Here is a 12,902-nt window from a genome sequence, read left to right as displayed (position 1 = left end):
CCTTTCAGGGAATGGTGGACAGGGGAGATGGCTGGCGCGCGCCCGTCAGGCGGTCGTACACGGCAAGGTAGGCGCCGGCCATGGCGGGCAGGCTGTGCTCGGCCAGCACCTGGCGCCGCCCGCGCGCGCCGTGGCGCGGACCCAGTTCGGGCATGCTGTAGTAGTCGAGCATGGCGTCGGCCAGCATCTCGGGCGAACCGGGCGGCACCAGCGTGCCGCTCCAGCCCGACTGCACCAGTTCCGCGTTGCCGCCCACCTGCGTGGCGACGATGGGCAGCCCCGTCGCCATCGCTTCGAGGATGGTGTTCGAGCTGCCTTCGGCCAGCGAGGGCAGCACGAACAGGTCCATCGTGCGCAGCAGTTGCGCCACGTCGTCGCGCGCGCCGGGCAGCCAGGCAAGGTGCGCCACGCCGGCCTGCTGCAGCAGCTCCAGGCAAGCCTGGCGGCACGGACCGTCGCCGACGATGATCAGGCGCAGGCGCGCGCGGGCGCCCGGCTGCGCCAGCAACAGCAAGAACGCGCGCACCAGCGAGGCATGGTCCTTGACGGCCGCCATGCGGCCCACGCTGCCGATGACGAAGGCGCCGTTGCACAGGAAGCCGGGCGGCCCCACGGCAGCCGGCGGCCCCAGGCGCGGGTGGAATTGCACGCTGTCGACGCCGTTGCCGATGTGCGACACCTGCGCGGGCGCCGCGCCGATGGCGTCCACCAGCCAGTGGCCCAGGTCGGCGCTGACGGCAATGAAGTGCTGCACCAGCGGCAGCATCAATTTGCGCAGCAGCCGGTATTTGCGGCGGGTGCCGTGCAAGTCGCTCATGTCGCGCCCGTGTTCGCCATGCACGCGCAGGCGCACGCCGGCCAGGCAGGCCAGCAGCTGCGCCTCGAGACAGCCCAGGTTACGCGTGTGCACCACTGCCGGCCGCAGCTGTTTCAGCACGCGGTACAGGTGCAGGTAGTGGCGCCAGTCCTTGCCTTCGCGCTTGTCCAGGCTGATCACATCGACACCGGGCGTGGTCAGGCGCAGGCGAAACGCGGTGGCGTTCTTCATGCAGACGATGGCGTGCCGGTAGCGTTCCGGCGGCAAATGGTTGATCAGGTTGACGAGGCCGTTTTCCAGCCCGCCCACGTCGAGCTGGTGGATCACGTGCACGATCAGGGGGGCGGCGCTGGCCGCTTCCGTGTCGCCGGTGTCGAAGTCAAGGGCCATGCGGCAGCTCCTGCAAGCGTTGTTCGATGACGGGCAGCGCCGCCTGCAGGAACGCTTGCAGGCGCGCGCGCGGCGGCGGCGCCAGCTCGTCGTAGGCGGCAAAGACGATGATGTCGGCGCCATCCTGGCGCCTGCCCAGCAGCTTGGCTTGCGCCAGCAGCAGTTTCACCAGCACGGGCCTGGCCGTGACGATGCCTCCCTGGCGATAGACGCGCCACACGAGCAGGCGTTCGCCGCCGTACGCCAGCACGCTTTCGCGCACGGCCAGCTTGCCGTTGACCAGGTTGACGTGCCGCACGCGCTGTGCCAGCGGCATCCAGCGGGCGCCGTACGGCAAGGCCTGGTGCGTCAGCAGTTCGGCATCGCGCGCCTGGCGTGCATACCAGTGCAGTTGCAGCCCCACGGGCGCATCGTCGCCGTCCTGGCGCGCATAGGTGGCGGTAAACCGCGCCGGCGTGCCCGCATACGGCGCTTGCCAGTCGGGTACCGCGTCGTGCAGGCGCCGCCAGGCGGGCGGATCGGGCAAGGCCAGCACCATGGCAGGCAGCGTGGCGCCATCATCGCGCTGGCTGGCCAGCGCCAGTGCCGGCCACACGGCCGCCAGCAGCAGGCAGGCCACGCCGGCGCGCACGGCGGCGCGCGGGCTGGCCGCGCCGGCGCTCAGGCGCACGGGCAGGGCTGACGGCACGGCGCGTGGCGGCGGCAATTCGCGCCAGCGCGCGGCCAGCCAGAACAGCAGCAGCGCCACCAGGCCGAAGAACAGCCAGCCATAGATCAGGTGGTCGACACCCACGGCCAGGCGCATGTCGCTCAGGTGGCCCAGCATCACGATCAGGTAGGCGCGCACGCCGTTGGCGAGGATGGGAACCAGCAGGGCGGCGGCCATGACGGCCACGCGCCGCCGCGTGCTGTGGCAATTCACATGGGCGAACAGGGCGCCCAGGGCCAGCGCGGCGATCAGATAGCGCAAGCCGCTGCACGCTTCCACCACCGACCAGTTGCCGGTGGGCAGAGAAAAATTGCTGCCATCGCGAAACACAGGCACCCCCGACCATTGCAGCGCGGTCACCGTGAAAGCGGCCGTGAAGTCGATCAGGGGCTCGATGAAGACTTCGCCAAACGGTACGGCGAGGAACAGATACGCCAGCGGAAAGGCCAGCAGGCGCACGGCCGGCCAGCCGAGGATGGCCAGCACGCAGGCGGGCAGCATGGCCGTGGCCGCATATTGTTCCACCACGGGCACGTTGGCGGCGTCGGCCAGCAGCCATGTCAGGCCCAGCACGCCCAGCAGCAGCAAGCCCTGGCGCGACGGCCGGGGCGCCAGCGCGGCCAGGCGGGCGCGCTGGCGCCAGGCCAGCCAGCAACTGATGGGCACGATCAGGAAACCGTGCGCGAACGTTTGCGAGCGGGCCCACAGTTCCACCATCGACCAGAAAGTGGCGTGGTACAGCAGCACGACGGCGGCCAGCGACAGCAGCAGCGCCGCCAGCGCGGCCTGGCGCCGCGGATGACCGTGCGGCAGGACGGCCGCATCCGGCAAGCGGGCCAGCTGGTCGAGCTGCAAGCTCATGTGGATGGCTCCCGCACGGGCTGCAAAGGCGAGGCGGCGCCGCTGGAGGCAGCCTCGGAATTGGCCTCGGCTGGCAGGCCCAGCATGGCGCCAAGGCCGCGCAGATTGCGCTCCCAGTCGTAGTCCTGCAAGACCAGCTGGCGCGCCGCCGCGCCGATGGCCGCGCCGCTCCCTTCGGCCGCGCCACTTTGCGCATTGCGCAGCACGCGCGCCGCATGGTGGATGAATTCGGCGTCGTCGCGCGCCAGCAGCAGTTCCAGGCCCGGCTGCGCGGCGATGCCTTCGAGCGCCTGCGGCGTGGCCAGCACGATTTTGCCCATCGCCATCGCTTCGAGCACCTTGTTTTGCACGCCGCGGGCGATGCGCAGGGGCGCCACGGCCAGCGCCGCGCCGGCCAGGTAGGGCCGGATATCGGGCACCTTGCCCGTCACCACCACGCCGGCCACCCGCGCCAGCGCCGTGACGGCGGGCACGGGTGCGCTGCCGACGATATAGAACTGCAGCTGGGGAAACTGGCGCCGCAGGGCGGGCCAGACGTGGCGCACGAACCATTGCACGGCGTCGACGTTCGGCCAGTAATCCATGGCTCCCGTAAACACCAGCGCCTGCACGCCCGCCGGATACACGCCAGGCTGGGCCGGCATGGGCGTGAAATACGCCGTGTCGACGCCGTTGTTGAAGTAGCCCGTCTTGCGCCGCGCCATCGGTGCGCACTGGCGGAACAGGGCCGCTTCGGCCGGCGAGACGAAGCTGGCGGCCGTGAACTGCTGGGCGATATGGCGCTCGTACTGCAGCAGCAGCTGCGCTTCGCGCCGGTACAGCTGCGACATGGGCCAGGGCTTGCTGTCGCCGTACTGGCGCCATTTGTCGGAATCGACGTCGACGAAATCGATCACGCGGTGCAGATGCCGGCTCGCGCTGCCGTCGATGTATTGCGCCATGGGCCCGGAAAAGGCCAGCGCGTGGCGCACCTTGCCGCCGGACACCAAGCCGTCGACCCATTGCAGCAGGCGCGCATCGCGGTAGTACTGCACGCTCATGGCCTGGCGCGACAGCAGCGCCTGCATGGCGCGCCAGCGGGCCGGGCCGCGCCGCAAGTCGATGAAGCGCGTGCTGGCGCACAGGGCGGCCACGGTTTTCGTGTGTTGCCAGTCGTCGTCATCGTCGATGAAGCAGCCCAGGTGCACGCGGAAATGCCGGCTCAGATATTGCAGCATGTGCCACGAGCGTATCTTGTCGCCCTTGTTGGGCGGATACGGCAGGCGGTGGGCGAGGAAGAGCAGTTCGCGCATGGTGGGTCCCCTTGCTTAGCCCAGTTGCCGCACGATGTGCGGCCCCAGCAGGTTGGCCAGCGGCAGCGGCAGGCGGCGCCAGGCGCGGATGAACAGCGCGTATTTCGGATTCAGAGGATTGACATCCGGCAAGGCCTTGCCGCGCACGAGCTTGTAGGCATACGGCAGCGGCTGCGGCGCAAAGCCCCAGTTCTTCTTGAAGTCGTATGCCCCGGTCCCCAGCTTGCTGCGGCCGAAATCGAACAGGCGGTAGCCGCGTGCGCAGGCGCGGCGCATCGCTTCCCAGTACATGAAATCGTTGGCGCCTGTGCTGCGCGCCAGCACGCTGCCGCCGCCGTAATACGGCAGCACTTCATCGCGGAAATAGAACAGCAGCACGCTCGCTTGCGCCTGCTGGCCGTGGTAGACGGTGAGGATGTCGCAGGCGTCACCGAACACCGTGCGCAGCAGGGCAAAATGGCGGCGCGCGAAGACGGGCGTGCCCAGCCGGTGCACGCTGGCCGCATAGATCGGGTAGAAACGGCTGATGTCATAGTCGATCGCGCTGTGCAGGCCGGCCGCCATGGCCTTGCGCACGACGGCGCGCTGCTTGCGGGGAATCGCCAGCAGATTCTGTTCGGCGTCGGGGAGCAAGGGGCGGCGGAAGGTCGCGTACAGGGGTTTCTGCAGCCAGGAGGCGTCCAAGGTTTCCTCCGGCACTTCGCGCCAGCGGTATTCCAGGTGCCCCACGCCGAGACGCCGGGCCAGTGCCAGCGCGGCGCTGTCGAGCGCCTGGCGCACGGAAGAACTGCCGCTGGCGACGCCGCCATACACGCAAAAGGGCAGCGACACGAGGGCGGAGCCGAACAAACGGCTGCGCAGGTGGGCCAGCGGCAGCACGCCGGCGATGCGCCCATCCTGTTCCGCGTACAGGAAATGGCTGTCGTGTTTGAAACCTTGCTCCATGATGGTTTGCCAGCCGGCCCGGTGAAAGAAGGTCGCTTCCGGGCACGTGGCGACAAAGGCGTCCCAGCGCGCATGCTCGTGCCCCTGCAGGGACCGCACGGCGATGGCGGCGCTCGATGGTGCCGGGTCGGGAGCAAGGCTGGCCTCGTGCATCATGTACTTTCCAGAAAAATACGGTCCATGCGGTCCCAGGCGAAGTCGCCCGTCAAACGCCCCAGCCGTGCTTCCATGCGCCCCAGGTTCAGGTAGTGGCGAAAACGCGTCCTGGCGCTGAGGCCCGGCGGACGCGGCTGGCCGGGATCGAGTTCCCAGGGATGAAAATAGAATATGCCAGCTTGCCCGTCGCGCGAATTGATGCGTCGCAAAAGCCAGCGCGACAGTGCATACGGCATCAATCTGAAATAGCCTCCACCGCCGGCCGGCCAGTTGCGCCCGCGCAGGCGCACGGTGCTGACGGGCAATTCCAGCACGCCGTGTGGACCCCGTGGCCGCCAGGCGAAGCGGGGAGCATCGGGCATGCCGTAGTGGTCGTGGCGGATCGGATAGATGCTGGAACTGTAGCGGTAGCCCGCTTCCTGCAGCACGTCGAAAGCCCACAGATTGGCCGCGCCGATGGAAAAGCTGGGCGCCCGGTAGCCGCGCACGGCCAGCCCCGTCAATTGCTCGAGGATGGTCTTGCTGCGGCGCACGTCGTCGGCGAATTGCGCGGCCGATTGGTCGCTGGCGCGCAGGTGCGCATAGCCGTGGCTGGCCACTTCGTGCCCGGCCTCTGCCACGCGGCGCAGCATGGCCGGATAGCGCTCGGCGATCCAGCCCAGGGTAAAGAAGGTGGCGTGGATGCGCCGGCTGTCGAGCAGCATCAGGATGCGCTCGATATTCGCCTCGACCCGGCATTCCAGGCGGGGCCAGTCGGCGCGCGCGATGTGCGGCGCGAAGGCGGACACCTGAAAGTAATCTTCCACGTCGATGGTCAGCGCGTTGCGCAAAATCAGCGGCGGCGTCACGGCGTGCCCCGGCGCGCCGCCAGCCAGGGTGCGATGACGGCGGCGATGCGCGTGGCCGCATGGCCATCCCACAATGGCGGAATGCGGCCCTGCTTGCCGCCCGTGTCCAGGATGCCCCGCGCCAGCGCCAGGATGGCGGCCGGGTCCGTGCCGGCCAGGGTATTCGTGCCATCGCTCACGGTGACGGGCCGCTCCGTATTGTCGCGCAGGGTCAGACAGGGCACGCCCAGGGCCGTGCTTTCTTCCTGCACGCCGCCCGAATCCGTCAGCACCAGGCGCGCGTCCTGCATCAGGCCCAGCATTTCCAAATAGCCCAGCGGCGGCAGGCGGACGATGGCATGGCGCGCCAGCAGCGGCTCCAGGCCCGCCAGGCGCAAGCCGGCCAGGGTGCGCGGGTGGATGGGAAACAGCAGCGGCAGTTGCTGCGACAATTGCCCCAGCGCCCGCAGCAGCGCTTCCAGTTGCACCGGCGCATCCACGTTCGATGGCCGGTGCAGGGTCAACAGGCCATACGCGGGCGGGCAGGCGTGGCCGTGGGCGCGCAGGGTGGCGGCCGGCGGTACGGCGCGCGGCAGTTGCCGCCGCAGGCTGTCGATCATGACGTTGCCCGTGAAATGGATGCGTTCGGGGGCGATGCCTTCGCGCAGCAGGTTGGCGCGCGCGCCTTCCTCGCTGGTCAGCAGCAGGCTGGATAACTGGTCCGTCAGCACGCGGTTGATTTCCTCGGGCATGCGCCGGTCGCCGCTGCGCAATCCCGCCTCGACATGGATCACGGGCATGCCGCGCTTGGCCGCCACCAGCGCGCAAGCCAAGGTGGAATTGACGTCGCCCACCACCAGCACGCCATCGGGCGCCAGCGGCGGGTGCGCATCGAGCACGGCGTCGAAGCGGCGCATGATCTCGGCCGTCTGCTGGGCGTGGTTGCCCGAGCCCACGTCGAGGCAGATGTCGGGCGGGCGCAGATCCAGGTCCGCAAACAGCTGGCCATTCATGGCCGTGTCGTAATGCTGGCCCGTATGCAGCAAGGTGACGCGCACGGCGGGCGCCTGGCGGGCCAGGGCGGCCAGGATGGGCGCCATCTTCATCAGGTTGGGGCGCGCGGCCACCACGCACAGCAGGTGCGCCGGCGCGGCGGACGCAAGAGAGGGGTCGGACATGCGGGCTCCTTAGAATTGCATGGTGAGCGTGGCGCTGACGCCGTTTTCGCGGTAGTCGCCGCCGCGGTTGCTGGCGTGCCGCGTGTGCCGCACGTCGATGCTGGCCGTCATGTTCGGCTGCAGGATGCGCGTGTAGCCGGCCGTCAAGGTGATGTTGTTGTCGCGCCGGGGTACGCTCAGCGAGCGCACGCTGGCGTAGCCGGCATTGACATTCACGCTGGTGCGCGAACTGGCTTGCCAGCTCCAGCCCACATTGCCGCCGATCTGGCGCGTGCGGTCTTCGCTGCCGAATTCCACGCCGGGCAGCAAGCCGCTGTCGATGCCGCTGGCCGTTTGCGCCGTGCGGTCGACGGCCGTGATGCCGGCGATCGTCGTGCTTTTCGCCGTGGCGCGCGCCATCGTCAGCTTCAGCTGCTTTTGCAGGAAATAGCGGTGGCTGAAGTAATTGATGGCGCCCCGTTCCGGCCCCAGGCTGTTGGCGTAGCGCAGGAAGGCATCAATGCGCAGGCGCCGGTCGCGCGCATTGGGAAAGATGCCGCGCCACAATTGATCGAGCAACTGGCCCGCGTCGCGGTTGCCCAGGCGCGAAAACTGCGTCGGCATGGTGGTGATGTTTTCGCTGTAGTTCAGTTGCCAGTTGGTATGGCGCTGCAGGAACGTGGCGTCCAGGCTGTAGGTGGTGCCAAAGAAGCGCTTGCCCGTGCTGAAGGCGACGCTGGTGCGCGGCGACGGTGTCCACACGCCACCCAGCGACCAGAAGCGGCCCTCGGGCGCCTTGCCGCTGGCCGAGATATAACCTTCCTTTTCCATGCCGCCGCTGGCCGTGGCCGACCATTTGCTGCTGAATGGATAGCGCAGGCCCACGCTGCTGCGCTGCATGCGCACGGGCGCCAGCTTGCTGTCCTGCGTGCGGCGCACGTCGTGGCTGGCGTTCCACGTCCAGCCGTTGCCGCGCGGCTCGCCGCTGAGCAGCAATTCCATTTCATCGCTGTGTACGGACAGCAAGTCGCCGCCGCTGTCGACCGTGTTGCGCGTATAGCGCAGCTCGGCCGTGGCCAGGCTGCGGAAACGGTGGCGCAGATACGGGCTGATGCCCGTGGTGCGCACGGTGCTGGCATTGTCCGTGTCGGGCAGGTCGTCGATCAATTGGGGGCCGAACGGCGAGATGTTGCGCCGGCTCACGCTGGCGTTGGCATCGATGAAGAACCAGTCCTTGACCAGCTCGGCGTCGGCCGAGGCCTGCAGTTCGTGGTTATCGGTATCGGCCCGTTGTCCGGACAGGTATTTGTGCCAGCTGTAATCGAGGTGCACGCGCAGGCGGGGGCCCGTGCCGATGAGGGCGATGGCGGGCGCGATTTCCGTGATGAAGTCCGATTGCGCCTTGCCGGGCGGCGCGCGCAAGGCATTGTCCGTATAGCTTTCGCGCAGGCGCAGCGACGGTTTTGCCAGCCAGTCGATGGCACTGGCCGGCACGGGCAGCAGCAGCGACAGCAAGGGCAGCAGCGGTAGCGAGCCCCGGCGGCTAGTCGTAATGGCCATAGCCGTAGTAGTCGTTGCCGGGGAACGATTTGGTCTTATTATAGATCAAATGAATGTGTTCGCACGACTCGATCTGCCGCAGCGCTTCCTTGACGGCGTGCTGGGTCGTCGTTTCCGCCTCGACCACCATCACCACTTGCCCCATCTGACCCACCAGCGCGTGCGCTTCGCTGGTGATCAGCAGGGGCGGCGAATCGAAGACGACGATGCGGTCGCCATAGCGGCTGGCGATTTCTGCCAGCAAGCGGCTCATGGCGCGGCTGGCCAGCAATTCCGTCGCGTGCTTGTTGCTGCGCCCGGCGGGAAGGATGCTCAGATTGGCCACGTTGGTTTTCAGGATCACGTCGGCCATGGCCAGTTGCGGGTCCAACAGCACGTCCATCAGCCCCGGCTCCGGCGGCAGGCCCAGCACCTTCAGCACGGACGGGCGCGCCACGTCGGCATCGACCAGCAGTACGGTGATATCGAGTTCCATGGCGATGCTCATGGCCAGGTTGACGGCGCAGTAGGTCTTGCCTTCGCCCGGCATGGCGCTGGTGACGACGATCAGGTTGCCGTGGCGGATGGCGTCGCTGCCGCTGGCGCGCGCCTGACGCAGCAGCGGGCGCTTGATGATGCGGAAATCCTCGGCCACGGCGCTGCGCCCGCCATCGTGCGTGAGCATGCCTTGCTCGGCCAGCCGGGCCAGGTTCAGGGCGCGGTAGCGGGGCGACCGGCTTGCATCCGCGCCATCCGTACCGTTCACTGTATAAGGCACGCTGGCCTCGGCCACGCCGAGGATCGTGGGTTCGTGCTTGCCGCTGTCCTTGCTGCTCATCGTCGCTCCCTTGGATCTAGAATTTCAGCAGCGCGGCCGTCATGACCCCGCCGTACAGGACGAACAGGCTGCCCAGGCAGGCGCCAAAGCCATAGCGGGCGCGGCGGCGGCGTACCTGCTGCAGCGGCGTCCAGTTCATCGATACCGTGCCCAGCACGTTCAAGCCTGTGGCATCGCGCAGTTCGGAGGGGCTGAGGAAGGTGGGGCGCACCTGGCTGATGAGCAAGGCCGTGGCGACGCCGGCCACCAGGGCCGCGCCCAGCGCCGCGCTGAACAGCAGCGGGCGGTTCGGGCCGACGGGCGCATATTGCACCGTGGGCGGGTCGATGATCTTGAAGGCCATCATGTCGGTGGTGGAACTGAGTTCGCCCGACAGCTTGGCCGCTTCGCGCCGGCCGATCAGCTTTTCATAGTTTTCCTTGTTGATGATGTAGTCGCGGTTGAGCTGCGCCAGCTGCGATTCCACCTCGGGCACGGCATTGCTTTGCGCCAGCAGGCGCTCGTTGCGCGCGCTGTATTCCTGCACGCGGGCGCGGATGGCGGCCACCTTGGCATCCGCATCCGTCAGCGCCACCTTCAGCTGCTGCAGCATGGGGCTGTAGTTCTTGCCCGGGTCGCCGGACGCCGCTTTCAGCTTGTTTTCCTCGATCTTGCGTTCTTCCAGCTGGGCCACCAGGCGCTTCGAGGCGATGATGTCGGGATGCAGTTCGGTAAATTGCATGCGCAGGCTGTCGAGGTTCTTGTTGATCGAGGCGATGCGCTCGTCGAGCTCGGGATTCGTGATGGCCGACGCGCTGGGCTCCAGGTCGAGCACGGGCTCGTCGCCCTCGATCTGGCTCTGGATGGCCTTGCGTGCCTGTTCCGCCTCGACCAGTTCCAGTTTGGCATTGTTCAGGCTATCGGACGACATCAGCAGCTGGCTGCCATAGTCGATGCCCTGGCGCGGCAGCAGCAGGTTGTTGCGGATCTTGAATTCCTTCACCAGGTTTTCCGCCGCGCTCAGCTTGTCCTCGTAATTCTTGATCTGCTCGTCGATGAACTGCACCGCCTTTTGCGAATCGCCTTTCTTTCCCTGGAAGCTGCCTTCGACAAAGATGGTCAGCAGGCTTTGCACGACGTCGCGCACGAGCTTGGGGTCGCGTCCGCTGTAGCTGATGGTGTAGATGTCATACGCGTTGGTGCCAGTGATCTTGATGCGGCTCATCAAGTTGTCCAGCTGGGCTTCGTGCTCGCGCACGGTCTTCGAGTCCAGGTCGAGGTCGACCATGCGCATGACGCGCTCCACATTCGGGCGGCTGAGCAGGGTACGGCTCATGATGGCCACCTGCTGTTCCGTGTTCGGCACGCTGGTCATGCCGGCCATCAACGGCTTGAGGATGGTTTGCGTATCGACAAACACGCGCGCCGACGTCTGGTAATCGTCGGGCAGGGTGATCACCTTGATGAAGCCGCCGATGGCCACCAGCCACGCCACCAGCACCGCATGCCAGCGGTACTTCCAGATGCCTTTCAAGCCGGAAAGCAGTTGCTGTATCAATTCTTCCATGTCGCTTCCTTCAGGTAACGGTGCTGCCCGGTAGATGGGTTGGCGGCGCGGACAACGACGGCGTCTTGCAAGAAATACTTGCTTGTTGAGTAAGCAAAGTATAGGGCGGCTGTGGAGCAAGATTTCCCAAGATGATTGCTTCTTGATACGCCTCAAGGTTCACTTGCCGGGTTTTAATAATCATAGGAAGTTCGCGGCCCAGGCTGGTTCTGCGGGGCCGGCCATGGACGCGCATCGACTCGAAGAGGCTCCGCATGAATCCATTTCGCCGTGCATTTGTCTGCAACACGCTGGTCCTGGCGGGCGCCGCCAGCCTGCTGGGCGCCTGCCGCACGCGCCATCCGCTGGCGCCTTCCGACGACAGCGCCCCCATGCACGATTACCTGATCGGTCCGGGCGACTCCGTCAACATCATCGTCTGGCGCAATCCGGAAGTGTCGCTGACGGTGGCCGTGCGGCCGGACGGCAAGATCACCACGCCGCTGGTCGAGGATTTGCCCGCCAGCGGCAAGACATCGACCCAGCTGGCGCGCGATATCGAGCAAGCCTTGAGCAAGTTCATCCAGCAGCCCGTGGTGACGGTCATCGTCACGAACTTCTCGGGGCCATATGGCGAGCAGATCCGCGTCATCGGCGAGGCGGCCAAGCCGCAGGCGCTGCCGTACCGGCTGGGCATGTCGCTGATGGACGTGCTCATCGCCGTCGGCGGCATCACCGACTTCGCGGCCGGCAACAAGGCCAGCATCATCCGGGTACGCGAAGGCAACCAGCAGCAGCTGCGGGTGCGGCTCGACGATTTGCTGAAGGAAGGCGATATTTCCGCCAACGTCATGATGCGGCCGGGCGACGTGTTATTGATACCGGAAAGCTTTTTTTAACAGCAGGCTCGTCAATATCAAAACAGCAATTATATTTGCCATTTTGTACTTATAGACAAATTTCATCGTGTTATTTTGCTATCCCAAGGCAAATTTCTTCTGTTTTTTTAGCTATTGCTGGGAACTTCTCCAGTTTTTCTCTTGTCACAAGGCATTGGCTTCAGTCCGTCTCGACGGCTGCCGATGAACGTGAGGACAAGATGAGCTTTGAAGATGAACCCATAATTTCCTTCGACACGCCAGGCAACTTCAGTGATCTGGTGGTGGGCGAGGGGCAGATCGACCCGGCCATGGAGCATGAGCTCGACCTGCAGCGCTTTCATATCCGCATGGCCAATTCGCGTGGCCGGCGCGAAGCGGCCAGTTTGCTGATCCGCAAGATGTACGGCTGGCGCGGCTATGCCGTCGATCCTTGCACGGCCCATGCGCTGAATAAAATCACGCTGTTTGCGGAAACGGCCGGCACCACCGTCGGCACCATGACCTTGTGCCTCGATAACGACGAGACGGGCTTGCCCGCCGATGAAAACTTCCGCGACAAGCTCGACGTCCTGCGCGAGCAAGGCCGGCGCCTGTGCGAACCGTCGCGCCTGGCCATCGACAAGGGCGTGAGCAAGCGCGTGTTTGCGGCGCTGATTCATATTTCTTATATCTATGCTCACAATATTCACGGCTTTACGGATTACGTGATTGAAGTCAACCCGCGCCATGTGGTGTTTTACAAGCGCATGCTGGGTTTCCAGGACTTCGGCGGCGAGCGCGAGTGTACGCGCGTGGGGGCGCCGGCCGTGCTGCTACGGCTGGACCTCGATTACATGGGGGCCCAGATCCGTAAATTCGGTGGCCTGATGGAACAGCATGGGGGTGAACGGTCGTTTTACCCCTTTTTTTTTCCGACATGGGATGAGCCCGGTATTACTGACCGGTTGAGGCAGGGGCGCAACTGA

At 66.2% G+C, this 12,902-nt stretch carries 11 protein-coding genes; 2 read left to right on the top strand and 9 right to left on the bottom strand.

The genetic code is table 11. The features are described from left to right. Positions 1-4 precede the first annotated feature (4 nt). The 9 genes from V3C40_RS04540 to V3C40_RS04500 are packed head-to-tail and all read right to left on the bottom strand — an operon-like array spanning position 5 to position 11,077. Positions 5-1,207: a TIGR03088 family PEP-CTERM/XrtA system glycosyltransferase gene (locus tag V3C40_RS04540; RefSeq protein WP_331776669.1), complete on the bottom strand. Its 1,203-nt coding sequence runs from the start codon at positions 1,205-1,207 to the stop codon at positions 5-7. Next, the gene (gene xrtA, locus V3C40_RS04535) at positions 1,197-2,777 is read right to left on the bottom strand and encodes an exosortase A (protein WP_331776668.1); all 1,581 of its coding nucleotides are present in this window, start codon (positions 2,775-2,777) and stop codon (positions 1,197-1,199) included. The genes V3C40_RS04540 and xrtA overlap by 11 nt, the downstream gene beginning before the upstream one ends. After that, on the bottom strand, positions 2,774-4,069 hold the full coding sequence (locus tag V3C40_RS04530) for a TIGR03087 family PEP-CTERM/XrtA system glycosyltransferase (RefSeq protein WP_331776667.1): 1,296 nt from the start codon (positions 4,067-4,069) through the stop codon (positions 2,774-2,776). The genes xrtA and V3C40_RS04530 overlap by 4 nt, the downstream gene beginning before the upstream one ends. A gap of 15 nt (positions 4,070-4,084) precedes the next feature. Then, positions 4,085-5,167, bottom strand: coding sequence for a FemAB family XrtA/PEP-CTERM system-associated protein (locus tag V3C40_RS04525; protein WP_331776853.1), 1,083 nt, complete (start codon positions 5,165-5,167; stop codon positions 4,085-4,087). Continuing rightward, the gene (locus V3C40_RS04520) at positions 5,167-6,018 is read right to left on the bottom strand and encodes an XrtA system polysaccharide deacetylase (protein WP_331776666.1); all 852 of its coding nucleotides are present in this window, start codon (positions 6,016-6,018) and stop codon (positions 5,167-5,169) included. The genes V3C40_RS04525 and V3C40_RS04520 overlap by 1 nt, the downstream gene beginning before the upstream one ends. Further along, positions 6,015-7,175 carry a non-hydrolyzing UDP-N-acetylglucosamine 2-epimerase gene (gene wecB / locus V3C40_RS04515; protein ID WP_331776665.1) on the bottom strand — a complete coding sequence of 387 codons (1,161 nt, stop codon included), beginning with the start codon at positions 7,173-7,175 and terminating at the stop codon, positions 6,015-6,017. The genes V3C40_RS04520 and wecB overlap by 4 nt, the downstream gene beginning before the upstream one ends. 9 nt (positions 7,176-7,184) lie before the next feature. Continuing rightward, complete coding sequence (locus V3C40_RS04510) at positions 7,185-8,714, bottom strand: TIGR03016 family PEP-CTERM system-associated outer membrane protein (RefSeq protein ID WP_331776664.1); 1,530 nt, start codon at positions 8,712-8,714, stop codon at positions 7,185-7,187. Continuing rightward, positions 8,698-9,531: an XrtA-associated tyrosine autokinase gene (locus tag V3C40_RS04505; protein ID WP_331776663.1), complete on the bottom strand. Its 834-nt coding sequence runs from the start codon at positions 9,529-9,531 to the stop codon at positions 8,698-8,700. The genes V3C40_RS04510 and V3C40_RS04505 overlap by 17 nt, the downstream gene beginning before the upstream one ends. 16 nt (positions 9,532-9,547) lie before the next feature. Beyond that, entirely contained in the window at positions 9,548-11,077 is a 1,530-nt protein-coding gene (locus V3C40_RS04500; RefSeq protein WP_034748388.1) for an XrtA system polysaccharide chain length determinant, read from the bottom strand. Positions 11,078-11,331: 254 nt separating this feature from the next. Here V3C40_RS04500 and V3C40_RS04495 point away from each other — a divergent pair, with 254 nt between their 5' ends. Next, complete coding sequence (locus V3C40_RS04495; RefSeq protein ID WP_034748384.1) at positions 11,332-11,955, top strand: XrtA/PEP-CTERM system exopolysaccharide export protein; 624 nt, start codon at positions 11,332-11,334, stop codon at positions 11,953-11,955. A gap of 200 nt (positions 11,956-12,155) precedes the next feature. Further along, complete coding sequence (locus V3C40_RS04490) at positions 12,156-12,902, top strand: N-acyl amino acid synthase FeeM domain-containing protein (RefSeq protein ID WP_070301749.1); 747 nt, start codon at positions 12,156-12,158, stop codon at positions 12,900-12,902.

This window comes from Janthinobacterium sp. LS2A (genome assembly GCF_036543145.1).
In the GTDB taxonomy this organism is placed as follows: Bacteria; Pseudomonadota; Gammaproteobacteria; order Burkholderiales; family Burkholderiaceae_D; genus Janthinobacterium; species Janthinobacterium aestuarii.
This window is presented reverse-complemented; position numbering and strand designations above follow the sequence as displayed.

Excerpts from the sequence above, each read along its gene's own strand:
- V3C40_RS04540 (WP_331776669.1), bottom strand. The coding sequence starts at position 1,207 with ATGGCCCTTGACTTCGACACCGGCGACACGGAAGCGGCCAGCGCCGCC.
- xrtA (WP_331776668.1), bottom strand. The coding sequence starts at position 2,777 with ATGAGCTTGCAGCTCGACCAGCTGGCCCGCTTGCCGGATGCGGCCGTC.
- V3C40_RS04530 (WP_331776667.1), bottom strand. The coding sequence starts at position 4,069 with ATGCGCGAACTGCTCTTCCTCGCCCACCGCCTGCCGTATCCGCCCAAC.
- V3C40_RS04525 (WP_331776853.1), bottom strand. The coding sequence starts at position 5,167 with ATGCACGAGGCCAGCCTTGCTCCCGACCCGGCACCATCGAGCGCCGCC.
- wecB (WP_331776665.1), bottom strand. The coding sequence starts at position 7,175 with ATGTCCGACCCCTCTCTTGCGTCCGCCGCGCCGGCGCACCTGCTGTGC.
- V3C40_RS04510 (WP_331776664.1), bottom strand. The coding sequence starts at position 8,714 with ATGGCCATTACGACTAGCCGCCGGGGCTCGCTACCGCTGCTGCCCTTG.
- V3C40_RS04505 (WP_331776663.1), bottom strand. The coding sequence starts at position 9,531 with ATGAGCAGCAAGGACAGCGGCAAGCACGAACCCACGATCCTCGGCGTG.
- V3C40_RS04500 (WP_034748388.1), bottom strand. The coding sequence starts at position 11,077 with ATGGAAGAATTGATACAGCAACTGCTTTCCGGCTTGAAAGGCATCTGG.
- V3C40_RS04495 (WP_034748384.1), top strand. The coding sequence starts at position 11,332 with ATGAATCCATTTCGCCGTGCATTTGTCTGCAACACGCTGGTCCTGGCG.
- V3C40_RS04490 (WP_070301749.1), top strand. The coding sequence starts at position 12,156 with ATGAGCTTTGAAGATGAACCCATAATTTCCTTCGACACGCCAGGCAAC.